Source organism: Zhihengliuella sp. ISTPL4 (genome assembly GCF_002848265.1).
In the GTDB taxonomy this organism is placed as follows: Bacteria; Actinomycetota; Actinomycetes; order Actinomycetales; family Microbacteriaceae; genus Microbacterium.
On sequence record NZ_CP025422.1, the window covers coordinates 2341952 to 2365970 of the forward strand.

Genomic DNA, 24019 nt, shown 5'->3' on the forward strand with positions numbered 1-24019 from the left:
GACATCCGGATGGCCGAGCGGGAAGGACAAGACGACGCCGTCGGTCATCGGGCGACGGCCGGGTCGCACACTCCCGCGCGCGGCGCCCGGTTCGCCGCGGCTCCGTTGCCGCGTCCGAGGCGGCGCAGCAGTCGGCGCAGCGGGCCTGCGGGGCGCGGGACGATCTGGTCCGCATGCTCGATGAGCATCCGGCGCCGGGCGACCGCGCGCTCGATCCGCTCCTGCTCGAAAGCAGTGGCCTGCTGGGTCAGGTAGGGGTGCTCGAACATGGTGTCTCCTCGCGGTTCGGTGTATCCCTACACTCCGCTCTGAGGTGGCACCTCGACATCGGACGGATGCCCTATCTTCCGCGCCCTCTCCCCGCCGCCTCCCTACGCCGACGCAGGCCTTCGCGCCGCATCAGGCGCGTGGGGCGCGCACCTGCCTGAGCCCGCGCGACTGCCTGTCCCGCTGCGCTCAGCGGACGGATGCCCACTCCCACTCCTCCGGAGAAAGCGCTCCCGAGGAGACCCCGGGGACGAGCTCGCAGTCCTGCAGAACAATGCCTGCATCGCGCGTCGTCCCCAAGAGCGACAGCGCCGCCGAGCGCCCGAGCACCTCGAGGTGCGGGTCGACGGATGTGAGGAAACGGTCGGGACTCCCGCTGTACTTGGACCAGTTGTCGTACCCGACCAGGGCCACATCGTCGGGGACGCGAAGGCCCCGCCGTTCGAGAGCGCGCGCCATGCCGATGGCGATGTAGTCGTTGGCACAGAAGACGGCGTCGAACTCCCCCGCCCGGTCCGCCAATTCGTGTCCGGCGCGGTATCCCCACGGGGTCGTCCAGTCACCGAACAGGGGAGGGAGAACGAGCGTCCTGCCCTCCTCGTCTAGCCGCGCGGTGAACCCGGCGAGCCGGTCCTGGACGGCGCGCGAATGGGGCATCGCGGTGACGTGGGCGATCCTCTCCCGCCCCTGAGCGAGGAGGTGCTCGGCCACGAGACGCCCGGCCTTCCTGTCATCGGGAAGAAGACAGGTGTCCCGAGGGCTGTCCGAGACACCGAAGGCATGGACGACCGGGGTATGGAAGAGCGAGGAGATCGAGGGGAAGGGGGTGTCCGTGCCGTCCCCGACGACGATGATGCCGTCGACCTTTCTCGCCTGCAACGTGCGGAGGTTCTGCGGACGAGCATGCGGGTCGTCCTCATCGTCGTAGACCAGGACGGCGATGTCCCGCGTGCTGAGCTCATCGATGATGCCGGTGATGACGGGCGCCGAGAAGTTCCCCGAGGCCTTCTGGGCGAGCACTCCCACCGTGAAGCTCCGGCCGAGGGCGAACGACTGCGCGAGGGCGTTCGGACGGAAGTCGAGCTGCTCTGCGGCCTGATGGATGCGCCGTCGCGTCTCCTCCGAGACGTGGCCGCCGCCGTTCAGGACACGCGACACGGTGGGGACCGAGACGCCACTGACCCTGGCCACGTCCTTCAGGGTGACGCTCTTCATGACTTCCCTCTTCGCGCATTAGCGGCTGGATTCCGTCGTCTCAGCGAGCAGGTCGGCGACGACCACCTTCGCGAACCAGTCCCAGTGTGGCACGACCTCGGCCGTGGCGATCGCGTCCGCGATCTCGCGGCCGACCATCTCGCGCGCCATCATCTGCACGGCGATCGCGCGCGCTCGTGCGACATCGGTTTCTTTCCGAAGGTCGGGCTGCATCGCGATGAACGCGTCCACCCTCGCGAGATCGGTCGTGATCGCCGCCGCCATCTCCGTCTCCTCGGCGGTGGCGGCATCCGCGAATTCCTTGTTCTCGAAGTCCACGAGCGTGTACTCCACTGGCCCGTACAGCACGTCGCCCGCCTCGTGGCGTCGTTCCCGATCGGCATTCTCCTCCGCGAGACGTCGCGTGAGCGCGCTGAACGTCGCATCGTCGATGATCCCGAGCCTCACCGCTCGTTCCCGCCGAACGGTGTCCGCGACGCATCGAGCACGCGCCCGTTCCAGGAGGAGGGAGCCCGGCGTCGTGACACCGGTCTCATGCTCCCAGAATCCGGGCCCATCCCCGATGCCGTAATCGCGCACCACGTCGCCGTACACGGCTGCGCGCTCCTGCAGCGCACAGTGCCGCAGACCAGCCGCGTCGACGTCGATGCCGTCGACGGTGAGCACGACCTCGTCCCACCTGACCGATCCGGACCCGTCTGCGGCAGGCTCGGTACCGGTGCAGCCCGTCAAGAGGACCGCCGCCATCCCCGCTGTCGCCAGGCCCACGCGAATGCGTTTCATCAGAATCACTTCCGTCCTGCCACGGGCGGGTGCGTTGTGCGCACCCGCCCGCAGCGCTCCGCTCATCCCACCCGGGTCAGCGCCAGAGAATCGCAGAAGCCGACATCGAGACCGGTCTCCTTCAGGCAGTACACCTTCGCCGAGGAGCTGCCATCGCCCATCGTGAAGGTCGTGGAGACCTTCGTGTACGACGCCGAGGTCACCGAGGCGAACTGTTCAGGGTTGCCGAACGAGTACACGCCGATCCGCACCTCCTCGCCGGCCTTGGCGACCTTCGCCCAGCCGGTGAGGGTGTATGTCGCTCCCGGTTCCAGCGCCACCGTCTGCTGGATGCCCTTATGCCCGTCGACAGACGTCTGCACGGCGAAGCGCCCTTCCTGCTGTTGTTGCGGTACGAGGAAGTTGTCGTCGTCGTTCGGCCAGATGGGTGTCCAGGGAGAGAGCCGACCGCTCTCGAACTCGCCGTTCTTGAGGAGCCCTTCGACGGACAGGTCGTCGCAGTATCCGGTCGCGCCGGACCGCTTGCTGCAGAACACAACTGCGCTCGTCGAGGTGGGACCCGTTGTAAAGGTCGTCGCAATCTGCGTATACGTGGTCGCGGTGACGGCGCGTGAGGTGCTCGTTCCGCCGTGGGACGTGACGCCGATAGTGACCGGAGCCGCCGATGAGGCGGCCTGAGCCCATCCGGTCAGCGTATAGGTGGTGTTGGGTTGCAGGCCTGCGACCTTCTGCTTCGCGACGGCGCGGCCGTGAAGCGCGAGGGCCGCAGCACCTGAGTGGTTCTCCCTCGCTCGTGGCTTCGCGCCGCCGAAGAGGTGCCAGGCCTCCGCTCCCTCCTCGAATCCGCCGTTCTGCAGGCCCGGTTGCCTGGTAGGCACCGTGGTGACCGGTGCGCCGGCGTAGGCACCGATCGTGGGCGCCGCCGTTTCCGACACGGCATTGCCCCAGTAGTCGCGCCCGCCGTTGTCGGTGATGAGACGACCGGCTCCGACCGCCGGAGAACCGGTCCGGAGCTTGTATCCGTCGACGGTGTTCGTCCCGTCCCTACCGGTGCCGGGGTCTGCGAAGAGCGGGTCGGCGTTGATGGCGTTCGCGTCGGCGGCCGGCCCGGCGAAGCCGTGGTAGATGTTGCGGTCGACCGTGATCCCGCGATCGGTATCGAAGCGCGTCACGCCGCTGCCGACGAAGATGTTGTTCGCGACGAGCGCGTTGGACGGCAACCGGACATCGAACGGGCGCTCGGGGTTGTAGAGGGTGTTGTTGTACATCTCCAGGCGCACGTTCCCATCTGCGCTGTTGATGAATCCCTCCCCCTGCGACACGTTGTAACGGATCGTGAGCTTCGGCACGTCCGTCTGCCCCGGACCGAAGCAGGTGAGGCACTCGAGGTAGAAACCACCGGTGTTCTCATGGCTGTAGTTGTACTGATAGGTGCAGGATCCGGTGATCCCCCAGTCGCAGTCCCAGCCCATCGAGTCCGGACCGGGCTGTGTGCGAGCGGACTCGTTGAACTGGAAGACGGGGTTCGCACTCGTGTAGGCCCAGATCCCGGCGATCGCGCCGCGGTTGCTGGCGTTGTACCCCGCGTCGTAGCTGATGTTGCGCTCGACGAGGGGGTCGATCGAGACACCGATGAGGATCGAGTCGGCGGCCGCGCGGATGACGGAATTGCCGCGGATCACGACGTTGCGGTTGTGGTTGACCGTGTCGTTGCCGTTCGGCGATCCCACGACTGCGATGCCCATCGAGCGCACATCGCGCACGGAGTTGTCTTCGATCGTCACTCCGTCGAAGTACCCCGTGAGACCCGAGGATTTCGCCGGCAGCCTCACCTGGATCCCCGCCGAGACATAGCGATCGCTCGCCGTGCGGTTCGACTGCCCCGTCACATCGTGCACGTCGAGACCCGCGACGCGGATGCCGCGGAGCACCGCGTTGCCGGTGTTCTCGATGAGAACGCCGCTGCGCTTGCCCTCGGCGGCGGCCTCGTTGGTCACCTCGAGTCCCTCGACGGTCCAGTAGCTGACATCACGGACCACGACGGGCGCTTCCACAGTGCCACCGCCGTTGATGATGGGCTTCGCTCCCTCCCCGTAGGAGCCGAGACGGATCGGAGCGGATGCCGAGCCACTTCCGACCGCCACGAACGATCCAGCGCATGCGGTGCCCGCCTTGAGCAGCACGGCATCCCCTGCCGCGAACGTGCCCCTCCCAGGCTTCGCCGCCGCCACGGAGTTCCACGGGGCGCTCTGCGTCCCGTTGCCGCTGGTCGAAGCGGAGCAGTCGACGTAGTAGGTCGTGGTCGCTGCGGTCGCGGGAGCCGCAGCGGCGAGTCCAGCCACCGTCATCACGGCTGCGGTTGCGAGCGCCACCATCGGTCGAGCGCGGTGCCTTCGCGGCCGTGGCCGTTTCATCGATCGGGATTGCGACATTGCATTTCCTTTCTCACGGGCACCGGCGACGTCCGTCGATGCAGGACCACGTCACGACTTCACGGCTCCGGCCGACATCCCGGCGACCACGTAACGCTGCAGCCAGCTGAAGACGAGGATGAGCGGGAGCGCACCGAGCAGTGCGGCCGGGAACAGCGTCGTGGGCTCGATGGTGTTCGGGTCGATCAGGGCGTACGCGTTCGCCATGATCGTCCTGTTCTGCTCCCCCTGGAGGAAGACCAGGGGGATGATCAGGTCGTTCCAGACCGCGAGGCTCACGTACGTGATGAGCGTCGCCGTCACGGGGTTCAGCAGCGGGAAGATCACGGTGAAGAAGATCCGCAGCGGACCCGCGCCATCGATGGCCGCCGCCTCCTCCAGCTCCGGAGGAACCTGGCGCATGAAGCTCGTGTAGAAGAACACCGCGATCGGGAGGTTCATGGCGGTGTAGATGAGGATGACGCTGAGGTGCGTACCGAGCAGATGAAGATCGCGGACGAGGAGGTAGAGAGGAGCGATCAGAACGAAGATCGGGATCGTGGTGCCGATGATGAAGAGGCGGTACGTGCCGCTCGACCATCTCCTGGTCACCCGGCTGAGCGGATAGCTCGCCATTGCCCCCAGGACGACGGTCAGCGTCGCCGAAGCCACGAGGATGACGATCGTGTTGGCGGCGCTCTGCAGATAGTTCAGCCGCACGAAGGCATCCACCACGTTGTCGAGGGTGAGATGCTCCGGCCATCCGAGCGGTGCGGCGGACACGTCGACCGCGGGACGGATCGCGGTGAGCACCGCGAAGACGAAGGGGGTCAGTAGCAAGCTGACGCCGACGAACAGACCGATGTCGCCGACGACGCGCGCAGTCCTCGCTCCGATCGATCGCCGTCTCATCGAGAGCTGAGGCAAGGAGGCGGACATGTCAGATCCTCTTTTCGCGCATGCGCAGGACGGATGTGGCCACGTTGCTCACGACGAGCACGATGACGAGGAGGAGCACCGCGATGGTGATGCCGTAGGCGAACTCCCCCGCCCCGCCGAAGACCTTGCGGTAGATCAGGAGCGTGAGCGTGGTGGTGGATCCCGCGGGCCCTCCGTTCGTGAGCACGAACGGGAACTCGAAGACCTTGAGCGAGCCGATCAGCGACAACGTGACGTTCACGGTCAGCGACGGTGCCAGCAGCGGCCATTCGATCGTGCGGAAACGACGGAATCCGCTGGCGCCGTCGAGGTCGGCGGCCTCGAGCACGTCCGCGGGAAGCGCGAGGTAGCCGGCGAGGAAGATCGCCGCCGAGTACCCCGCGAACATCCAGATGTTCACCAGCGCCACCGCCCACAGCGCCGTGTCCGGCGAGCCGAGCCAGATGTGGGTGAGCGAGTCGAGGCCGAGCGAGCGGAGCACTTGGTTGATCGTGCCGTCGGGAGCGTACAACGACGAGAAGATGAACGACGCCATCACGGGAGCGACCAGCGTGGGCATCAGGATCAGCACGCTCACGACCTTGCGGATGCGCGGGCGCAGATACAGGGCACGGGCGAGCAGCAGACCGAACAGATTCTGGAAGAACACCACGACGACGGCGTAGACGAGCGTCGTCCCGATCGCCCGCATGACCTCCTGGTCGCCGAAGAGTCGGACGTACTGATCGAGACCCACGAAATCGGCTCTGGGCCCTCCCCGACTGTCGGTGAGGCTCAGCCAGAGTCCGCTCCCGAGGGGATACAGCACGAGGAGGGCGTACACGGCGACAGCAGGGAGGACGAATCCCAGCGCGACGAGAGGGCGTTTGGTGATCACGACATGCTTTCGAGTTCGAGAGGCGCGTCCGGCGGCCAGAGCCGGACGCGCCCGGATCGTCAGTTCTCGGTCTTCGCGATGGAGTCGAACTCGTCGAGGAGCTCTTCCGTCGTGATCTCACCGAGGAAGAGGGCCTGCAGCCGTGACCCCATCTGGGTCTGCACGTCGCCGGCCATCCAGGTGTTCGTCTGCATGAACCGGAAGTGTCCCGATTCCCAGGACGCGGTGAGGGGAGCCGCGGCATCGCTCGCCGGGCTGGCGCCGCCGGTGAACGGAGAGAAGGCGTTCTCCGCTTCGAGGAACGGCGCCAGGTTCTCGGGCTCCGACCAGAACTCCACGTACTTCTCCGCCGCGTCCTTCACCGGAGAGGCCTCATTGATCGCCCACATCGTGCCGGCGAAGACCAGGGCATTCGGAGCGGTGCCCGCCGTCGCACCAGGCCATGCGGTGAACTGCGCATCGATGCCCGCAGCTTCCACGCCGCCGAGGTTCCACGCTCCCTGGAGCCAGAAGCCGGTCTTGCCCGCCTCGAAGTCGGCCGCCCCCTGCGACCACTCGTCCTCTCCGAGCTCGGTCTTCCAGTCGAGCAGCCCCTCGTCCTGCAACGCCATGAGCTGCTCGACCGCGGGCTCCCATTCGGAGAAGCTCGCATCTCCAGCGAAGAACTTCTCGTCCCAGTCGGCGTCGACCGTGCTCGCGGCGGCGTTCAGGAGCGCCATCACTCCGGTCCATCCGCCCTTGTCCGGCAGGGTGATCGGGTCATACCCCGCGGCTTTCAGCGCTTTGAGGGCGGCGATGAATCCGTCCCAGTCGGTCGGCACGTCGGTGATCCCCACCTCGTTCAGCAGCGCGGTGTTGGAGAAGAGCCCGACGCCGATCGCTTCCATCGGCATCGCCAGAAGTGTTCCGTCCTGCGAGGCGAAGCCCTCGATCGCCGGGTCGACGTCCGCTGCCCACGGCGCGTCGGACAGGTCGGCCAGATACCCCGAGTCGCCCCACGTGGCCAGCAGGTTGCTGTCCACCATGAGCACGTCTGCAGAGTCCCCGGCGAGGAGTTCGGGCTGCACCCGCTGCGAGTACGCCTCGTTGGCCGGGATGGCCTCGAACTCGAGCTTGATGTCGGGGTTCGCCTTCTCGAAGGCCGCATTGATCTCCGCGACATTGGCCGGCTCGCCCTCCGTCCCCTTCCAGCCGTAGACGCTCAGGATGGTCCGGCCGTCGTCCGTCGTCGTGCCTGAGGGGGCGGCGCAGCCGGTCAGCGCGACTCCGGCGAGCAGGCTGACAGCGGTGACGCTCGACCATGCGGCGCGGCGTGATGATCTCATGGGGTCTCCTCGTTGAGTAGGTGACAGGGCAAGGGACGCAACCTCTTGCCTCGCGTCTAGGCAAACGGTTGCCTAGACGCGAAAGCGAGTGTAGGTTCGGATTCCGCAGGCTGTCAACCCTGCCTCGCACCGCACCGTTCGACCTGCACCCCGAAGACGAGACGACCTATGATCCCGCCCACCTCCCTCGCCGACAGCTCCGCACGCACCCGCTGGTTCGCCGCAGCCAACTTCGGCCTCTTCATACACTTCGATCAGGCCAGCCAGCTCGGCCTCGATCTCTCCTGGCCGATGGTCGGGCTGACGAGCGACGACGGGTCCGGGGCATCCGCGCACGCAGCGGTCGACTACCTCAGACATGTCGACGATTTCGACCCGCGACGCTGGGACCCCGCCGCGTTGGCCCGCGCGGCACGGGAAGCGGGGATGACTTACGGCGTGTTCACCACGAAGCATCACTCCGGGTGGGCGTCGTGGCCCAGCACCGCGACGCCCCTCACCATCGCCCGCTCGCCGTACGGACGCCGCGGCGGGGATCTCGTACGGGAGTTCGTCGATGCCTTCCGCGGCGAGGGCCTCCGCGTCGGCCTGTACTATTCGCTCTCGGACTGGTCCGACCCCGATTATCCGGCCTGGCGCCCCGACTTCGCCCCCTACCCGTTCGAGGGCTATCCCCGCCCGAGCGCAGACGAGTGGGCGCGCTATCGCGAGGGGCTCAAGGCCGAGATCTCCGAGCTCCTCACGAACTACGGACGGATCGACCTGCTGTGGTTCGACGGTGGTTGGGAGCGCACTCAGGAGGAGTGGGGCAGCGCCGATCTCGAAGCGCACATCCGCTCCCTGCAGCCCGAGATCGTCCTGAACGACAGGCTCCCCGGGGTCGGGGACTATCTCACCCCCGAACAGACCTCACCCGGCGCCAGCGGCGGAGGCGTCTGGGAGACCTGCGTCACCATGAACGACACCTGGGGGTGGAGCCCTCACGACGAGAACTACAAGAGCACCGGTCATCTCCTGCGCACCCTGGTGGACAGCGTCGCGCACGGCGGCAATCTTCTGCTCAACGTCGGACCTGACCGCGACGGCGCCCTCCCCGCCAAGGAGATTCGGATCCTTCGCGAGCTCTCGGAATGGATGCAGCGGCACGGGGAAAGCGTGGTCGGGGCGACGTCCGGACTGGCTCCATGGCAGTTCTACGGGCCGTCCACGAGGAACGGCGATTCCCTCTTCCTCCATCTCCTCGCCTGGCCCGACGAAGAGGTCATCGTACGCGGAATTCACCCCCGCTCGGTGGTCCTCGTCGAACTGATGACCGAGGGACGGGAGTTGCCCTTCCGCGCCGTCATCGACCCGGCGGAGGCCCGCACGGACCACCCGGTGGGCAACCTCGTGATCAGCGTTCCGTCGACACGGCCGGATACCCCGCTTCCCGTGATCCGCATCCGCTCGCACGGGAGCCGGGCCTGACTCCCCTACGCCGACGCAGGCGGTCGCGCCGCATCAGGCGCGTGGGGCGCGCACCTGCCTGAGCCCGCGCGACCGCCTGTCCTGCCAGAGCGAGCGCCGCGCGGAGGGACGCGCCTCCCCCGGAGCGAGGATCGCCAGCACCCGCACGAGTGTCGTCATCCACAGCAGCCCGAGCCCGACGACGACCGCCTCCACCGCGGTCACCGGGAAGAAGCCGATGGGCCGCCACAGCAGCACGGCCGCGATCACGAGAACCCCGACCGCGACGGAGGTCACGACGAGGGCCAGCGGCCGACCGGGGACGGCGGCGGTCGTCACGCCGGCCGCCCCGAGGAACAAGAGCAGCGCCGCGACGGCGGCGATGTCGTGCGGTACGGGCGCCCGGGAGAGCGGGACGAGACCCACCGCGGCGAGCGCGACTCCGGCCGCCGCCCACAGCACCACCACGGTCGCGATCCGGGACAGCGCGTCGTCGCCGAGCAACCGGTGGAGGTCGCGGCCGATGTACGCGCCGACGGTGGCGACCAGCAGCCCGGCCACGACGAGGGTGCCGTTGAACGCCCAGCCCACCCCGAGCTGCGAGAAGTTCTCCTCCCACCAGCGGGGGTCGACGGCGGTCACCATCGCGAACAGCGTGCCGATCACGAGGAAGCCGAACAGGAGCCCGGCGAGGTCGGCGGTCCGGAGACCGATCCCCGCACCGAACGCGAGTCGTCCGCCGACCGCGGCCGCGACTCCCGTGAGCAGCCCGCCACCGATCGCCCCGAGCGCGAGACCGCGCAGGCCCGCCGCGAGCACCTCGGCGGTGAGCAGCACGCCCATCGACGTCACAGCCCCGAAAGCCACGGTGAGGGCAGCGGCCGAGAGGAGCGACACGATCCGCTGCCAGCGCGGCATCGCGATCGCCTCACCCCGACGGTGCAGCAGCGTGCTGACGACGAACGCCAGAGCCGCGACGCCGCCGGCAACTGCCGCGACGGGCATCGAGAGCCCACCCGCACCTGTCAGCGGTCGCGGCGGACCTACGAGCAGCGCCACCCCGGAGAGCGCGCCGACCACGAAGCAGAACACCGTCGCCAGCACGGCTCGGCCTTCGCCCCGCAGACGCTCCGTCGTGTCCATGCGCCCATGCAAGCACGCCCGTCCGACCTCCGCACGCCTGCGGACGCGACGAGGCCCGGGACCGCACGGGTCCCGGGCCTCGAAGAGGTTGCGTCAGGCGTCCACGTCACCGCGCCAGGCGCCGGTCTCGACGCCACGGCCCTCGATGAACTCCTTGAAGTTCTTCAGGTCCTTCTTCACCGCATGGGATCCGGCACCGACCAGCGACCCCACCTTCTCCAGCAGCCCCTCCGGCTCCCAGTCGAGCTGGACCGTGACGCGCGTGGTGTTGTCGTCGAGCTTGTGGAACGTCACGACGCCCGCGTGCTCGGTCTCGCCGCCGACGCTGTTCCACGCGACGCGCTCATCCGGGTGCTGCTCGGTGATCTCGGCGTCGAACTCACGCTCCGCGCCGCCCACGTTCACCTTCCAGTGCGTGCGGGTGTCGTCGATCTGCGTGATGGAGACGACCTCGTCGAGGAACTTCGGGAAGCTCTCGAACTGCGTCCACTGGTTGTACGCCGTGCGGACGGGAACGTCGACGTCGATGGTCTCGATGATCTGCACCATGGGGATGCTCCTCACTTGTTCGTCGTTCGTGTCCCTCCATTCAGCCCGCTGCGGGCGAGATCGGCGATGGGGTTGACATCGGCGCGACTACCGTGGAGGTCATGCGCATCCCCGCCGCGATCCGCGCCTCCCAGCGCTCCCCCCTGCTTCAGGTGGTGAAGTCGGCCGCGGCGACCATCGCCGCGTGGCTGATCGCGGGTTGGGTCTTCCCGGGGCAGCTGCCGGTGTTCGCCGCGATCGCCGCGCTGCTCGTCGTGCAGCCGAGCGTCAACCAGTCGCTGTCGAAGGCGCTGGAGCGCAGCATCGGCGTGATCGTCGGGGTCGTCATCGCGGTCGGTCTCGGCCTGCTCCTCGGCTCACCGAGCTGGATCGTGCTGCTGGCGATCGTCGTCGCGATGCTCGTGGCGTGGATCTTCCGGGCGTCCCCCGGCACCGGTAACCAGGTCGCGATCTCGGCGATGCTCGTACTGGCGCTCGGATCGTCGAGTCCGGAGTACGCGGTCGCCCGGATCGTGGAGACCCTCATCGGGGTGGCGATCGGCATCGTCGTGAACGCGCTGATCGTGCCCCCGGTGCTCGTCGAGCCGGCGCGCCAGAACGTGGGGATGCTCGGACGGGAGCTCGCCGCGAGCCTCGATCGCCTCGCGGACGCCTTGCCCGCCCCGCAGACCCCGGCGCGGCTGCAGGAGCTCATGCTCGAGGTGCGGCTGCTGCGCCCCATGAAGGATGCCGCCGACGCCGCGATCGCCGCCGGGGAGGAGTCGCTCACCCTGAACCCGCGGCGTTCGACCCATCGCGCCGACCTGCAGGAGCTGAAGGCGCTGCTCGACCGGCTCTCGCCCATCGTCACCCAGACCATCGGCATGACCCGCGCCTACTTCGACCACTACGACGACCGGCTCGGCGAGGAGCCCGCGGTGGCCGCGATCGCCGAGCAGCTCCGTCGGGCCGGACACGACGTGCGTCTCGCGGTGCAGACCACGGCTCCCGCCGCCGAGCCTGAGCCGCTGACCTCCGCGATCCCCGCGCTGACGGCTCCGCTCGTGATCCGTCCGCCCTCCTCGCAGCACTGGATCCTCATCGGCTCCCTCATGGAAGACCTCCGTCGCATCCGCGGCGAGCTCCTGGACGAGGACTGATCTCCCGCCGACCCACCCCCTTTCGCGCCTCCCGGCCCCTTTTGTGCGTCCGCAACGGGCCGGGACGCACCGAAAGGGGTGGGGCGGCGAGGGCTACCCTGGCGGAATGACAGTCGAGGAGGCGCTGGCGGAGCTCGCGGCGCTCGAAGACCCGAAGGTGCGCGCGGCGAACGAGAAGCGCGGCGACGACCACGGCATCAATCTGAGCTGCATGCGCGCTCTCGCGAAGCGCATCAAGACCGATCAGGCCCTCGCACGCGAGCTCTGGGCGACGGGCGAGACGTCCGCCCGGCTCTTGGCGCTGCTCGTATGCCGCCCCCGGGACTTCACGGCCGACGAGCTCGACACCATGCTGCGCGAGACCCGGCCGCCCAAGGTGAACGACTGGTTCGTGAACTATGTCGTCAAGAAGTCGCCCCTGGCCGAGGAGCTGCGCCAGCGCTGGTTCGACGACGCCGACCCGACCGTCGCGGCCGCCGCGTGGTCGCTCACGACGGTCCGCGTCACGAAGGACGCCGACGGGCTCGATCTGTCGCACCTGCTCGATCTCATCGAACGCGATCTGAAGGATGCTCCCCCGCGGCTGCAGTGGGCAATGAACGAGACCCTCGCGAACATCGGCATCTTCCATCCGGAACTGCGCGGCCGCGCGGTGGCGATCGGCGAGCGGCTTCAGGTGCTGGCGGACTACCCCACGGCCCCCGGCTGCACCTCGCCGTTCGCACCGATCTGGATCGGGGAGATCGTCCGCCGTCGCGAGGGCTGACTACGCTGAGCGGATGAGCACCCACATCGCTGCGGAACCCGGTCAGATCGCCCCCATCGTGCTGTTCCCCGGCGACCCGCTGCGGGCGAAGTGGATCGCGGAGACCTTCCTCGATGACGCGGAGCTGTACTCCGAGACGCGCGGGATGCTCGGCTTCACCGGCACGTGGGAGGGGCACCGGGTCTCCGTCCAGGGCTCGGGCATGGGACAGCCGTCGATGGCCATCTATGCGACGGAACTGTTCACGGAGTACGACGTGCAGACGATCGTCCGCGTGGGATCCTGCGGCGCGCTGACTGAGAAGCTCGCGGTGCGCGACATCATCATCGCCAACGGCGCGAGCACCGACTCCGGGATCAACCGCGTGCGCTTCCACGGCCTCGACTACGCCCCGCTCGCCGACTTCGCCCTGCTGCGCGCGGCGGTGGAGGCGAGCGAGTCGGAACCCCTGTCGTCCACCGTGCACGTGGGGCCGCTGTTCTCGAGCGACCAGTTCTACAGCACGCGGCCGGAGCTCACCGCGCCCTTCGTGCAGCACGGCATCCTCGGCGTCGAGATGGAGGCGGCAGGGCTCTACACCCTCGCAGCGTTCCATGGACGCCGCGCCCTCGCGATCTGCACGGTCAGTGACCACATCGTCACCGGCGAGGAGACCACGGCTCAGGAGCGCGAGCAGACGTTCGGCGACATGGTCCGTATCGCGCTCCGGGCAGCGACCTCCGCCTGAGACGGCACCGCCACGGCTGCTGCTGTGTGACAGCCTTGTCGCAGCCCCGCACCGCGATCGTGCACATGATGCGGATGGGATGATCGAAGCACCATGAATTCCACGCCGCGGCTCGAACCCTCTCTCGTTCCCGACGCGGCGGACCCCGATACGGTCTACCTGACGTTCGTGGAATGGGCGGAGTCGACGGGCATCCGCCTCTACCCCGCGCAAGAAGAGGCGCTCATCGAGATCGTCTCCGGCGCGAACGTCATCCTGTCCACGCCGACCGGCACGGGAAAGTCGCTCGTCGCGATGGGAGCCCACTTCGCGGCGATGGTCGGCGGGCACCGGAGCTACTACACGGCGCCGATCAAGGCTCTCGTCAGCGAGAAGTTCTTCGCCCTGGCAGAGGTGTTCGGCGCCGAGAACGTGGGGATGGTGACGGGCGACTCCGCCGTGAACGCGGACGCGCCCATCATCTGCTGCACCGCGGAGATCCTCGCGAACCTGGCGCTGCGTCAGGGCGATGCCGCCGACGTCGGGCTCGTCGTGATGGACGAGTTCCACTTCTACGGCGACCCGGACCGCGGCTGGGCCTGGCAGGTGCCGCTCCTCGAGCTCCCGCAGGCGCAGTTCGTGCTCATGTCGGCCACCCTCGGCGACGTCACCACCCTCGCCGCCGACCTGACGCGTCGCACCGGACGGGAGACCGCCTCGGTCACGGGGGTCGAGCGCCCGGTCCCGCTGCACTTCTTCTACGAGACGACGCCCATCCACGAGACCATCGACGACCTGCTGAACACCGGACAGGCGCCGATCTACATCGTGCACTTCTCGCAGGCCGCCGCCATGGAGCGAGCGCAGGCGCTGTCGAGCACCAAGGTCGCGACGCGGGAGCAACGCGACGAGATCGCCGCCCTCATCGGGGGCTTCCGCTTCACGACGGCGTTCGGCAAGACGCTCTCCCGCTTCCTCCGCGCCGGCATCGGCGTGCACCACGCCGGCATGCTGCCGAAGTACCGCCGGCTCGTGGAGCAACTCGCGCAGCGCGGCCTCCTGCGAGTGATCTGCGGCACGGACACGCTCGGCGTGGGCATCAACGTCCCCATCCGGACCGTGCTGCTCACCGCGCTGACGAAATTCGACGGTACCCGGATGCGCCAGCTCAACGCCCGGGAGTTCCACCAGATCGCCGGGCGGGCCGGACGCGCGGGCTACGACACCGCTGGTACCGTCGTCGCCCAGGCCCCGGAGCACGAGACGGAGAACCTCGCCGCGATCCGCAAGGCCGGCGACGACCCGAAGAAGAAGCGGAAGATCATCCGCAAGAAGGCCCCAGACGGGTTCGTGTCGTGGGGAGAGCCGTCGTTCCGGAAGCTCATCGACGCGACGCCGGAGACGCTGACCTCGCACATGCAGATCACGAGCGCGATGCTGCTCAACGTGATCGCCCGGGGCGGCGACGTGTTCGGGAACGTCCGCCGGCTCGTCTTCGACAACCACGAGCCGCGCGCCCGGCAGCGGGCGCTGGCCCTCCGCGCCCTCGCTATCTTCCGGACGCTCCGGGAATCGGGCGTCGTGGAGACGTTCGACACGGGCGTACCCGGAGCGCCGAAGGGCGTGCGGCTCACGGTCGACCTGCAGCCGAACTTCGCGCTCAACCAGCCGCTGTCGCCGTTCGCCCTCGCGGCGTTCGACCTGCTGGACCCTTCGACAGGCTCAGGGACCCAGACTTCGACAGGCTCAGGGACCCACCCTTCGACAGGCTCAGGGACCCAGGCAGGGTTGGGGGACCAGGGAGTGGGGACGGGGTCGTACGCCCTGGACATGATCTCGATCGTCGAGGCGACGCTCGACGACCCCCGCGCCGTGCTCAGCCAGCAGGAGTTCCTCGCGCGGGGCGAGGCGGTCGCCGCCATGAAGCGCGAGGGCATCGAGTACGACGAGCGCATGGAGCTCCTCGAAGGGATCACGTACCCGAAGCCGCTGGAGGAGCTTCTCGATGCGGCGTTCGAGACGTTCAGCGCCGCGCAGCCCTGGATCCGCGACTTCGAGCTCCACCCGAAGTCCGTCGTCCGGGACATGTACGAGCGGGCCATGTCGTTCGGCGAGTACGTCGCGTTCTACAAGATCGCTCGCTCCGAGGGCGTCGTCCTGCGGTATCTGTCGGACGCGTATCGCGCCGCCTCCCAGACGATCCCCGAGGAGCGGAAGGACGAGGACCTCCACGACCTCATCGCCTGGCTCGGCGAACTCGTGCGCCAGATCGACTCCAGCCTGCTCGACGAGTGGAGCGAGCTGACCGCGGGTCCCGTCGTCCACGGCGATGCCGACGAGCCGATCGTCCCGCCCGCGCCGAAGCGCCTCACGAGCAACACCCGCGCCTTCCGCACGCTCGTCCGCAACGAGCTGTTCCGACGCGTGCAGCTCGCCGCCCGGGAGGACGTGGACGCCCTCGCCGAACTCGACCCGACGTTCGGTGCCGCCGCCTGGTCCGACGCACTGGACGCGTACTTCGCGGAGCATGACGACATCGGCACCGGGCCGGACGCCCGCAGCTCCCGCATGCTGCTGCTCACCGAGGGGCCGACCGAGTGGTCCGCGCGGCAGATCATCGACGACCCGGCCGGCGACCACGACTGGGGCATCAGCGCCACCGTCGACCTCGCCGCGTCCGACGAGGCCGGCGAGGCGGTCGTGACGGTGACGGCGGTCGACCGGCTGTGAGCGACGCGGGCCCCGTCAGGCCTGCATGACCGCGAGCACGTTGCCCGCCGGGTCGCGGAACCACGCGATGTCCGGTCCCTGCCCGTTCCCGCGGACGATGCCGCGGGAGTCCGACGGGAACTCGTCGTCGCCGTAGATCTTGGTCTGCACCCCGCGCTCGTTGAGCTCCTCGACGGCGGCATCGACGTCCGCCACCGGGAAGTTCAGGATCGTGAAGCTCGCCGGGGTGTGGTTCGGTTTCGCGTAGACGAGGATCGACCCGCCGCGGGGCAGGCGCAGATCGAGGAACCCCATCGCGTTGACCTCGACGTCGAGCCCGAGGGTCGTGCCGTAGAACTCTTTCGCCGCGTCGATGTCGTCGACGCTGAAACCGCTGAACGCGTTCTCCGCTGTGAAGGCTGCCATGCCCCCAGCATCCGCCTCCGCGCGCGCCGTGTCGACCCCCTCTCACACGGCCGCTCGGACGAGCCGGTCCACGAGGTCGACGTAGTCCACCCCGACCGCCGCGAACATCCGCGGCACCTGGGAGGCGGCGGTCAGCCCCGGCATCGTGTTCACCTCGTTGAGCACCGGACCCTCGTCCGTGAGGAAGAAGTCCATCCGGGCGACGCCGTCGCACCCCAGGGCGTCGAACATCGCGATCGCGGCGCGCTTGAGCGCCGATGTGGCGGCCGCATCGAGCTGCGCGGGAACCGTGAAGCGGGCCGTGCCGTCGTACTTCGTCGCGGTGTCGAAGAGCCCGGGGGCGTGGATCTCGAGGGGCGGGGCGGCCCACCGCACCCCGCCCTTCTCCCGCAGCACGGCGACGTCGATCTCCCGTGCCTGCACGACCTCCTCGACCAGGATCCGCCGGTCGAAACGCGCTGCCCCCCGTAGTGCCGTGAGCAGGTCGCCCTCCTCCGTCACCAGGCTCACGCCGTGGCTCGAGCCGGCCGTGACCGGCTTGACCACGACGGCACCCTCGAACTCCACGTCGCCGATGTCCTCGGCGGCGACCAGCCGTCCGCGCGCGGTCCGCAGCCCCACGGCCTGAGCCACGAGCTTCGTGGCCCATTTGTCCATGCCGATCGCGCCGGCGCCCAGCGCCGAGCCGACGACCGGCACCCCGGCGAGTGCGCACAGCGCGGCGAGGGCGCCGTCCTCCCCGAGCGCGCCGTGCACGGCCGGGAACACGACGTCGCTCGCCGCGAGCAGCGGAAGCGCGTGCTGCAACGACGCCGCCGGACTGGCGCCCGGTGGGATGCCGTCGGCCCGCCACACGCCGTCGCGGTCGATCGTCACGGTCGTGACGGTGTGTCCGCCCAGCCGCAGCGCTGCAGCGACCGCCGCCGCCGAGGCGAGCGACACCTCATGCTCGGGATTCTGTCCCCCTCCGATGACCAGGACCTTCGTCATGCCACGCTCCTCTTCACTCGCGGGCCGATGCCCGTGACGATGGTGTGCGGGATGGTGCCCGCCCACCGCGCCCAGTCCTGCACCGACGGCACCGCGCCCCCGTCCGGCCCGAACACCGTCGCGACCGCTCCCCGTGGGAACGCCCTTCCCCCGGTGTCGACGACGATCTGATCCATCGAGACCCGGCCGACGATCGGATGCCGCGCCCCTCCGATCTCCACTCCCGCACCCGGCCCGAGCTCCCGCGGGATGCCGTCGGCGTATCCGACGCCCACGACGCTCAGGTGCGTGGCCGTCGCCGTCGTATGCGTCCCCCCGTAGCCCACGACGGTCCCGGCCGGCACGGCGGCACTGTGCACCACGGGCGCGGTCCACCGGGAGGCCCCGACGAGCGACACCGTCTCGGACGGGTCGATCCCCACCAGGGCGGCGCCGACCCGCACCATGTCGAAGTGCGTCGCCGGATCCGTGAGCGCCCCCGACGTCGCCGCGAGATGCACGAGCAGCGGTCCGAACCCGGCGCGCAGAACCGCATCCCTCCCCTGGCGCATCCGGAGCACTGCGGCCGCGTTCGCCCGCGGATCCGCGGCATCCGCGCGAGGGAGGTGCCCCATGACCCCGACGACCTCGATCCGGCCGCGCGCCGCCCGCGCCGCCCGCAGCAGCGCGTCCCAGTCCTCCACGGGACACCCTTCCCGCGCCATCCCGGTGTCGAGGTGCAGGTGCACCCGCACGGGAGCCGCGGCATCGGCCGCGAGCTGCCGCAACTCCTCGACGGAGCCCACGGCCACGTCGATACCGGCCGCGGCCGCGCGCGGCGCATCGATACCTGCGGGGTGCAGCCAGGCGAGGATCGGCACCCGCAGTCCGGCCTCGCGCAGGGTGACGCCCTCGGCGACGTCCGTGACCCCGAGCCACTCGGCCCCCGCGGCCACGGCGGCGCTCGCGACCGTCACCATGCCGTGGCCGTAGCCGTCGGCCTTGACCACGGCCATGGTGGGCACGGGGGCAGCGGCCCGCACGCAGCGGAGATTCTCGGCCACGGCGCCGGGAAGAGTGCACAGCGTCGGCGCGTGCAGGCGCGAGAGGGTCATGCCCTCCGCGAGCACGGCGGTCATCGCTGCATCCTCGGGTCTTCGGTGGGGTCGGCGTACTGTGCCGGGCAGCCGTCCTCGACGGCCTCCGGGCGCAGCTCGTAGTGCCAGGACTCGTTGCCGTAGGTCTGGCAGAGCCCGTAGCGCCATCCGCGCTGGGTGAGCCAGTCGAGGGTCGGGAGCGGACCGAGGTCGACCGCGTCGCCGGAGACGTGTGCCGAGGTCTCGGCGGTCGCCACCCAGCGACGCGCCTCCTCCTCCGAGCCGTAGTCGTCGATCGCGTCACGGAGCAGCTGCTCCTGCAGTGCCGCCGAACGCCACCCGCTGTTCACGAGGAAGGTGACCCCGTCGGCCTCCGCATCGGCGGCGGCGCGCTGGAGCGCGTCGAGCAGGGCGGGGTCGAGGTGGCCGACGGCGACCCTGTCCACGTCGAACACCGTGGGCTGATCGCCGTCCCGGATCACGCCGTCCGCCTCGCTCGGGGCGAGCCCGGATCCGGTCGGCGGGTGCGGATAGGCGGAAGGGGCGGGGCCGGCGACGTGCGGGGCGGTCTCGGCGAACGCGGCCGTCAGCGACTGCTGCACGGCGACGGCGCCGACCACGGCGAGCGCCAGCACGGAGGCCGTGGTGGCGATCCGCCGACGGCGCCGTGCGCGGACGGCTCGGGGGGTGTGGAGGTCGTTCATGCTTCCAGTGAAGGGAGCACGCGGTTGCCAGGGCGTATGGCGTTTTCCATACACCGCCGATATGCCGCACTGCGTAGGATCGCTGCCATGCGTGTGCTGATCGTCGAGGACGAGCCCTACCTCGCCGAGGCGGTCCGCGACGGACTGCGGCTCGAGGCGATCGCGGCCGACATCGCCGGCGACGGCGACACCGCGCTGGAGCTGCTGAGCATCAACGCCTACGACATCGCCGTCCTCGACCGCGATGTGCCCGGCCCCTCCGGCGACGACATCGCACGGTGGATCGTCGCCTCGGGGAGCGGCATCCCCATCCTCATGCTCACGGCCGCCGACCGCCTCGACGACAAGGCCTCCGGGTTCGAGCTCGGCGCCGACGACTACCTCACCAAGCCGTTCGAGCTGCGGGAGCTCGTGCTGCGGCTGCGCGCCCTGGATCGCCGCCGACAGCGCGCGCGACCGCCGGTGCTGGAGATCGCCGGTCTTCGCCTCGACCCGTTCCGCCGCGAGGTCTACCGGGACGGCCGGTATGTCGCCCTCACACGCAAACAGTTCGCCGTGCTGGAGGTGCTCGTCGACGCCGAGGGCGGGGTGGTGAGCGCCGAGGAGCTGCTGGAACGGGCGTGGGATGAGAACGCCGACCCGTTCACGAACGCCGTCCGCATCACGGTCTCCTCGCTGCGCAAGCGCCTCGGCGAGCCGGGGTTGATCCTCACGGTGCCCGGCGTCGGCTACCGGATCGGGGCCGACGCGGATGCGTAGGCGGCGGGGGATGAGCGTCCGCCTCAAGCTGACGCTGAGCTACGCGGGCATCGTCGTCGTCTCCGGCCTCCTGCTCCTCGGGGCCGTGGCGCTCTACCTGCTCCGCTACGTCCCGGATGTGCAGATCCCCGTCGTCGAGTTCTTCGTCCCCAACCGCTCGGATCTGATCCGGGCCTTCGTGCCGGTCGCCGCGATGGTGATGGTCGCCCTGCTCGCGATCGGCCTCGGCGGCGGGTGGCTGCTCGCCGGCCGGATGCTGGCCCCGCTCGACCGCATCGGCGACGCGGCCCGGCTGGCGGCGCAGGGCTCGCTGTCGCACCGGATCCGTATGGAGGGCCCGAGCGACGAGTTCCGCGACCTCGCCGACGTCTTCGACACGATGCTCGAGCAGCTCGAGGCGCACGTCGCCGAGCAGCAGCGCTTCGCCGCGAATGCCTCGCACGAGCTGCGGACCCCGCTGGCGATCTCGCAGACCCTCCTCGACGTGGCGCGCACCGACCCCGACCGCGACGTCGAGGCCCTCATCGACCGGCTCCGCGAGGTCAACACGCGCGCGATCGATCTCACCGAGGCGCTGCTGCTGCTGAGCAGGGCGGATCAGCGCACCTTCCCGCGGACGCTCGTCGACCTGTCGCTCCTGGCCGAGGAGTCCGTCGAGGCCCTCCTCCCTCTCGCCGACCGCCGCGGGGTCGCCGTCGAGGTCTCCGGCGTCCCGGCGACCGTGCTCGGCTCCTCCGCCCTGCTGCCGCAGCTCGTCACGAACCTCGTCGCCAACGCGATCGTCCACAACCGTGCCGACGGTGGCTCCGTCGCGGTGCGCACGCATTCGCTCCCGGATGCGGTGGCCCTCGTCGTGGAGAACACGGGTGCGGAGCTGCACGCCTCCCAGGTCGCCACGCTCGTCGAGCCCTTTCAGCGCGGCACCGAGCGCACCCGCGGGGCGGAGCACGCCGGGGTGGGTCTCGGCCTCGCGATCGTCCAGCGCATCACGCAGACCCACGGCGGCACCCTCGTGCTGACACCGCGCACCGGCGGAGGCCTCATCGTGACGGTGTGGTTCCCGCACCCCTACCCCGGCTGACCCGCTGTCAGGCCACGCGGGGATCGCGCGTCGCCGCGAGCTCCCGACCGTAGGTGCGCGCGTCGGCCTCGGCGCTCTGCTTCAGCTCGCGCGCGGTATCGGTGAACGCGTCGAGAGCGGGATTGACACCGACGAGCGTGAACGGGCGCTGCACGACGCGCAGGTCCAGACCCCAGACATCCTCGAGAACGCGGCGCAGCCAGCCGGTCGAGTGGTCCCAGCCCTCCTTGGGTGAGCCGGGCGAGTAGTTGCCGCCGAGGACGGTCACGAGAGTCGCCGGCTTGCCGTTGAGCGCGGTGCCGGTCGGGTCGATCCGCTGGTCGGTGTAGGCCAGGTCGAACCAGGTCTTGAAGTGCTGCGAGACGCCGTAGTTGTAGAGCGGGACGGCGAACAGCAACGCGTCCGCACCGATCAGCTCGTCGGCGTACCGGGTCGCGAGCGCTCGGGCCTCGTTCTGGGCGGGCGTGCGCTGGCCCTCGTCGACGAATCCTCCGGTCACCGCGTCCGCCCAGGCCGTCGCGGGAACGGGGTCGCTCGCGAGGTCGCGGCGCGTCACGGTCGAGTCGGGGTGCGACGCGGTCCACTCGGCCTCGACGAGGTCGGCGAGCTCACGGCTGGCGGACGACGCGGGAAGGATGCTGGCATCCAGACGGAACAGGGACATGACTCCACCTCTCGTTTTCCTAGCCGCTCTGTTTTTCTTAGCGACGTCGGTTAACGTAGCACGAGTAGGATGAGGGCATGGCCGAGGTCGACGAGGAGCATCAGGGGTGCGACGCCGCCGTCACCCTGGCGTTCAGCGTGCTCGGCAAGCGGTGGAACGGCATGATCCTGGCGACGCTCGGCTCCGGCCCGTCGACGTTCGCCGCTCTGCGCCGCGCGGTCGGCGGCATCAGCGACACCATGCTCTCCGACCGCCTCGCCGAGCTCGCCGACGCCGGATTGGTCGCCCGCACGGTGGACCCCGGCCCGCCGGTGACCGTCTCGTATGCCCTCACCCCGAGTGGCGACGGACTGCTCCCGATCCTGAATCAGCTCGGTCAGTGGGCGTCGGCGAACCTCGCCTGACCCGGCTTTCAAATCGCGCGATTGGCCCCATTCTGGCGCCGAACCGGACCATTCAGGCGATTCGAACAGCCGTCACCAGGGGCTGGGCTCGTAGTCCTTGAGGAAGACGCCGTGGATGTCCTCGCCGGCCTCGCCGCGCACGATGGGGTCGTAGACACGGGCGGCGCCGTCGACGAGGTCGAGCGGGGCGTGGAAGCCCTCCTCCGCGAGCCGGACCTTCGTGTAGTGCGGACGCTCGTCGGTGATCCAGCCCGTATCGACGGCCGTCATGAGGATGCCGTCCTTCTCCAGCATCTCCCCCGCGCTCGTGCGGGTCAGCATGTTGAGCGCGGCCTTCGCCATGTTCGTGTGCGGGTGGCCCGGTCCCTTGTAGCGCCGGGAGAACTGCCCCTCCATCGCGGAGACGTTCACCACGTACTTCCGGCGCGACGACGACGCGGCCATCGACGCCCGCAGCCGGCTGATGAGCAGGAACGGAGCGGTCGTGTTGGCGAGCTGCACCTCGAGCATCTCCAGCGGATCGACCTGATCCACGGACTGCACCCAGCTGTTGACGCGGTTCACGTCCGGCACGAGGCCGCCCGCGTCGATCGCCGTGCCGTCCGCGTGCTTCTCCAGCGAGGAGGAGCCGGGGGCCATCGCGAGCCGTGCGAGGTCTTCGGCGGTGAGCGCCTGTCCCCCCTGCTCCGCGACCGTGCCGCCGAGCGCGGCCACCGACAGCAGCGGGTGCGCGTCGACGGACGCCTGCAGCGCCTGCGGGTGCGGGTCGACGGTGTGCCCGAAGGTCTCCATCTCCGGCAGCGGACCGTCCGGCAGCGGCTGGAGTTCTGCGTCGGCGAGCAGCGAGTACGCCCCCGGAGAGCGCCGGACGGTCTGCGCGGCGTTGTTGATGAGGATGTCGAGGGGCCCCTGCGCGGCGACGGAGTCGGCGAGCCCGATCACCTGGGCGGGGTCGCGGAGGTCGATGCCGACGACGCGCAGCCGGTGCAGCCAGTCGCCCGCGTCCGGCAGGGCCGAGAACCGGCGCACGGCGTCACGCGGGAATCGCGTGGTGATCGTGGTGTGCGCGCCGTCGCGGAGGAGTCGCAGCGCGATGTGCATGCCGATCTTCGCGCGGCCGCCGGTGAGCAGGGCGCGCTTGCCGGTGAGGTCCGTGCGGGCGGTGCGCTTGCCGTGGCTGAAGCGCGCGCAGTCCGGGCAGAGCTGGTGGTAGAACGCGTCGACGAGCGTGTACGGCTGCTTGCAGATGTAGCAGTTGCGGGGCTTGAGGAGCTCGCCGGCGATGGGGGCGTCCACCACGCTCGTCGCGAGATCGTTGCCGCGGGTCTCGTCATCGATGCGGTCGGGAGCGCCCGTCGCGGTGCGGGCGACGACGGCCTTGTCCGCCTCGGCGATCGCATCCCGGATCTCCTTGCGGCGTACGCGCTTGACCGCCTTGAACATCGCCGCGGTCGCGTGGCGCACGGCCACGAAGTCGGGATGCTCGTTGTCGATCGTGTGCAGCTCGGCGAGGACGCGCAGCGTCGTGGCGAGGTCGTCGGGGTCGATGCCGGGGCCCAGGTCGGGAGTGGCGTCGGGCGCGTCGGTCATTAGGCCGATTTTACGCGACAGTCCTGGGGGTCTCCTGCCGTGTCCGATCC

Annotated in this window: 23 protein-coding genes; 8 read left to right on the forward strand and 15 right to left on the reverse strand. The window is 69.6% G+C overall.

Annotated features, from left to right (window positions below):
* Positions 1–44 precede the first annotated feature (44 nt).
* The 7 genes from CYL12_RS11185 to CYL12_RS11215 form a co-directional block, all read right to left on the reverse strand.
* Entirely contained in the window at positions 45–269 is a 225-nt protein-coding gene (locus CYL12_RS11185) for a hypothetical protein (protein ID WP_101847669.1), read from the reverse strand.
* Positions 270–456: 187 nt separating this feature from the next.
* Positions 457–1482, reverse strand: a complete 1026-nt coding sequence (locus CYL12_RS11190; RefSeq protein ID WP_101847670.1) for a LacI family DNA-binding transcriptional regulator — start codon at positions 1480–1482, stop codon at positions 457–459.
* Between the two features lie 18 nt (positions 1483–1500).
* Positions 1501–2265 (reverse strand): hypothetical protein, encoded by a 765-nt coding sequence (locus CYL12_RS11195; RefSeq protein ID WP_158297166.1) that lies wholly within the window; start codon positions 2263–2265, stop codon positions 1501–1503.
* 62 nt (positions 2266–2327) lie between these two features.
* A complete protein-coding gene (locus tag CYL12_RS11200) occupies positions 2328–4640 on the reverse strand; it encodes a carbohydrate binding domain-containing protein (RefSeq protein WP_158297167.1) in 2313 nt (770 codons plus the stop codon).
* Between the two features lie 108 nt (positions 4641–4748).
* A complete protein-coding gene (locus CYL12_RS11205) occupies positions 4749–5615 on the reverse strand; it encodes a carbohydrate ABC transporter permease (RefSeq protein ID WP_101847673.1) in 867 nt (288 codons plus the stop codon).
* A gap of 1 nt (position 5616) precedes the next feature.
* Positions 5617–6492 carry a carbohydrate ABC transporter permease gene (locus CYL12_RS11210; RefSeq protein ID WP_101847674.1) on the reverse strand — a complete coding sequence of 292 codons (876 nt, stop codon included), beginning with the start codon at positions 6490–6492 and terminating at the stop codon, positions 5617–5619.
* 59 nt (positions 6493–6551) lie between these two features.
* Positions 6552–7817 (reverse strand): ABC transporter substrate-binding protein, encoded by a 1266-nt coding sequence (locus CYL12_RS11215; protein ID WP_101847675.1) that lies wholly within the window; start codon positions 7815–7817, stop codon positions 6552–6554.
* Positions 7818–7985: 168 nt separating this feature from the next.
* On the opposite strand from CYL12_RS11215, the gene CYL12_RS11220 reads away from it, so the two are divergent.
* The gene (locus CYL12_RS11220; RefSeq protein ID WP_101847676.1) at positions 7986–9284 is read left to right on the forward strand and encodes an alpha-L-fucosidase; all 1299 of its coding nucleotides are present in this window, start codon (positions 7986–7988) and stop codon (positions 9282–9284) included.
* A 33-nt stretch (positions 9285–9317) separates the two neighbouring features.
* Here the strand turns inward: CYL12_RS11220 and CYL12_RS11225 are convergent, their stop codons facing one another.
* On the reverse strand, positions 9318–10406 hold the full coding sequence (locus tag CYL12_RS11225; protein WP_233486715.1) for a DUF998 domain-containing protein: 1089 nt from the start codon (positions 10404–10406) through the stop codon (positions 9318–9320).
* 93 nt (positions 10407–10499) lie between these two features.
* Positions 10500–10955, reverse strand: coding sequence for an SRPBCC family protein (locus CYL12_RS11230; RefSeq protein ID WP_101847677.1), 456 nt, complete (start codon positions 10953–10955; stop codon positions 10500–10502).
* Positions 10956–11056: 101 nt separating this feature from the next.
* On the opposite strand from CYL12_RS11230, the gene CYL12_RS11235 reads away from it, so the two are divergent.
* From CYL12_RS11235 to CYL12_RS11250, 4 genes are all read left to right on the forward strand, one after another.
* The gene (locus CYL12_RS11235; protein WP_101847678.1) at positions 11057–12094 is read left to right on the forward strand and encodes an FUSC family protein; all 1038 of its coding nucleotides are present in this window, start codon (positions 11057–11059) and stop codon (positions 12092–12094) included.
* A gap of 106 nt (positions 12095–12200) precedes the next feature.
* A complete protein-coding gene (locus CYL12_RS11240; RefSeq protein ID WP_101847679.1) occupies positions 12201–12860 on the forward strand; it encodes a DNA alkylation repair protein in 660 nt (219 codons plus the stop codon).
* Positions 12861–12873: 13 nt separating this feature from the next.
* Positions 12874–13587 carry a purine-nucleoside phosphorylase gene (deoD, locus tag CYL12_RS11245; RefSeq protein WP_101847680.1) on the forward strand — a complete coding sequence of 238 codons (714 nt, stop codon included), beginning with the start codon at positions 12874–12876 and terminating at the stop codon, positions 13585–13587.
* 93 nt (positions 13588–13680) lie between these two features.
* Positions 13681–16296, forward strand: coding sequence for a DEAD/DEAH box helicase (locus CYL12_RS11250; RefSeq protein WP_101847681.1), 2616 nt, complete (start codon positions 13681–13683; stop codon positions 16294–16296).
* Between the two features lie 15 nt (positions 16297–16311).
* Here the strand turns inward: CYL12_RS11250 and CYL12_RS11255 are convergent, their stop codons facing one another.
* The 4 genes from CYL12_RS11255 to CYL12_RS11270 are packed head-to-tail and all read right to left on the reverse strand — an operon-like array spanning position 16312 to position 19471.
* Entirely contained in the window at positions 16312–16701 is a 390-nt protein-coding gene (locus CYL12_RS11255; protein ID WP_101847682.1) for a VOC family protein, read from the reverse strand.
* 42 nt (positions 16702–16743) lie between these two features.
* Positions 16744–17691 (reverse strand): D-alanine--D-alanine ligase family protein, encoded by a 948-nt coding sequence (locus CYL12_RS11260; RefSeq protein ID WP_101847683.1) that lies wholly within the window; start codon positions 17689–17691, stop codon positions 16744–16746.
* Complete coding sequence (alr, locus tag CYL12_RS11265; RefSeq protein WP_101847684.1) at positions 17688–18809, reverse strand: alanine racemase; 1122 nt, start codon at positions 18807–18809, stop codon at positions 17688–17690. The genes CYL12_RS11260 and alr overlap by 4 nt, the downstream gene beginning before the upstream one ends.
* Positions 18806–19471 (reverse strand): M15 family metallopeptidase, encoded by a 666-nt coding sequence (locus CYL12_RS11270; protein WP_101847685.1) that lies wholly within the window; start codon positions 19469–19471, stop codon positions 18806–18808. The genes alr and CYL12_RS11270 overlap by 4 nt, the downstream gene beginning before the upstream one ends.
* 87 nt (positions 19472–19558) lie before the next feature.
* Here CYL12_RS11270 and CYL12_RS11275 point away from each other — a divergent pair, with 87 nt between their 5' ends.
* Positions 19559–20230 (forward strand): response regulator transcription factor, encoded by a 672-nt coding sequence (locus CYL12_RS11275; RefSeq protein WP_101847686.1) that lies wholly within the window; start codon positions 19559–19561, stop codon positions 20228–20230.
* A 10-nt stretch (positions 20231–20240) separates the two neighbouring features.
* The gene (locus CYL12_RS11280) at positions 20241–21311 is read left to right on the forward strand and encodes a sensor histidine kinase (RefSeq protein ID WP_101847687.1); all 1071 of its coding nucleotides are present in this window, start codon (positions 20241–20243) and stop codon (positions 21309–21311) included.
* Positions 21312–21318: 7 nt separating this feature from the next.
* On the opposite strand, the gene CYL12_RS11285 is transcribed toward CYL12_RS11280, so the two are convergent.
* The gene (locus CYL12_RS11285; protein WP_101847688.1) at positions 21319–21975 is read right to left on the reverse strand and encodes an FMN-dependent NADH-azoreductase; all 657 of its coding nucleotides are present in this window, start codon (positions 21973–21975) and stop codon (positions 21319–21321) included.
* Positions 21976–22052: 77 nt separating this feature from the next.
* Between CYL12_RS11285 and CYL12_RS11290 the strand changes: the two genes are divergently transcribed.
* The gene (locus tag CYL12_RS11290) at positions 22053–22379 is read left to right on the forward strand and encodes a winged helix-turn-helix transcriptional regulator (RefSeq protein WP_101847689.1); all 327 of its coding nucleotides are present in this window, start codon (positions 22053–22055) and stop codon (positions 22377–22379) included.
* A 72-nt stretch (positions 22380–22451) separates the two neighbouring features.
* Here CYL12_RS11290 and CYL12_RS11295 read toward each other — a convergent pair whose 3' ends face one another.
* Entirely contained in the window at positions 22452–23969 is a 1518-nt protein-coding gene (locus tag CYL12_RS11295) for an SDR family oxidoreductase (protein ID WP_071327866.1), read from the reverse strand.
* Positions 23970–24019 lie beyond the last annotated feature (50 nt).

Bases quoted from the DNA above. Each gene is read 5' to 3' on its own strand.
- CYL12_RS11275 (WP_101847686.1), top strand. From the start codon at position 19,559: ATGCGTGTGCTGATCGTCGAGGACGAGCCCTACCTCGCCGAGGCGGTC.
- CYL12_RS11260 (WP_101847683.1), bottom strand. From the start codon at position 17,691: ATGACGAAGGTCCTGGTCATCGGAGGGGGACAGAATCCCGAGCATGAG.
- CYL12_RS11225 (WP_233486715.1), bottom strand. From the start codon at position 10,406: ATGGACACGACGGAGCGTCTGCGGGGCGAAGGCCGAGCCGTGCTGGCG.
- CYL12_RS11235 (WP_101847678.1), top strand. From the start codon at position 11,057: ATGCGCATCCCCGCCGCGATCCGCGCCTCCCAGCGCTCCCCCCTGCTT.
- CYL12_RS11200 (WP_158297167.1), bottom strand. From the start codon at position 4,640: ATGGTGGCGCTCGCAACCGCAGCCGTGATGACGGTGGCTGGACTCGCC.
- CYL12_RS11290 (WP_101847689.1), top strand. From the start codon at position 22,053: ATGGCCGAGGTCGACGAGGAGCATCAGGGGTGCGACGCCGCCGTCACC.
- CYL12_RS11195 (WP_158297166.1), bottom strand. From the start codon at position 2,265: ATGAAACGCATTCGCGTGGGCCTGGCGACAGCGGGGATGGCGGCGGTC.
- deoD (WP_101847680.1), top strand. From the start codon at position 12,874: ATGAGCACCCACATCGCTGCGGAACCCGGTCAGATCGCCCCCATCGTG.
- CYL12_RS11220 (WP_101847676.1), top strand. From the start codon at position 7,986: ATGATCCCGCCCACCTCCCTCGCCGACAGCTCCGCACGCACCCGCTGG.
- alr (WP_101847684.1), bottom strand. From the start codon at position 18,809: ATGACCGCCGTGCTCGCGGAGGGCATGACCCTCTCGCGCCTGCACGCG.
- CYL12_RS11215 (WP_101847675.1), bottom strand. From the start codon at position 7,817: ATGAGATCATCACGCCGCGCCGCATGGTCGAGCGTCACCGCTGTCAGC.
- CYL12_RS11240 (WP_101847679.1), top strand. From the start codon at position 12,201: ATGACAGTCGAGGAGGCGCTGGCGGAGCTCGCGGCGCTCGAAGACCCG.
- CYL12_RS11295 (WP_071327866.1), bottom strand. From the start codon at position 23,969: ATGACCGACGCGCCCGACGCCACTCCCGACCTGGGCCCCGGCATCGAC.
- CYL12_RS11280 (WP_101847687.1), top strand. From the start codon at position 20,241: ATGAGCGTCCGCCTCAAGCTGACGCTGAGCTACGCGGGCATCGTCGTC.
- CYL12_RS11250 (WP_101847681.1), top strand. From the start codon at position 13,681: ATGAATTCCACGCCGCGGCTCGAACCCTCTCTCGTTCCCGACGCGGCG.
- CYL12_RS11185 (WP_101847669.1), bottom strand. From the start codon at position 269: ATGTTCGAGCACCCCTACCTGACCCAGCAGGCCACTGCTTTCGAGCAG.
- CYL12_RS11190 (WP_101847670.1), bottom strand. From the start codon at position 1,482: ATGAAGAGCGTCACCCTGAAGGACGTGGCCAGGGTCAGTGGCGTCTCG.
- CYL12_RS11230 (WP_101847677.1), bottom strand. From the start codon at position 10,955: ATGGTGCAGATCATCGAGACCATCGACGTCGACGTTCCCGTCCGCACG.
- CYL12_RS11255 (WP_101847682.1), bottom strand. From the start codon at position 16,701: ATGGCAGCCTTCACAGCGGAGAACGCGTTCAGCGGTTTCAGCGTCGAC.
- CYL12_RS11285 (WP_101847688.1), bottom strand. From the start codon at position 21,975: ATGTCCCTGTTCCGTCTGGATGCCAGCATCCTTCCCGCGTCGTCCGCC.
- CYL12_RS11205 (WP_101847673.1), bottom strand. From the start codon at position 5,615: ATGTCCGCCTCCTTGCCTCAGCTCTCGATGAGACGGCGATCGATCGGA.
- CYL12_RS11270 (WP_101847685.1), bottom strand. From the start codon at position 19,471: ATGAACGACCTCCACACCCCCCGAGCCGTCCGCGCACGGCGCCGTCGG.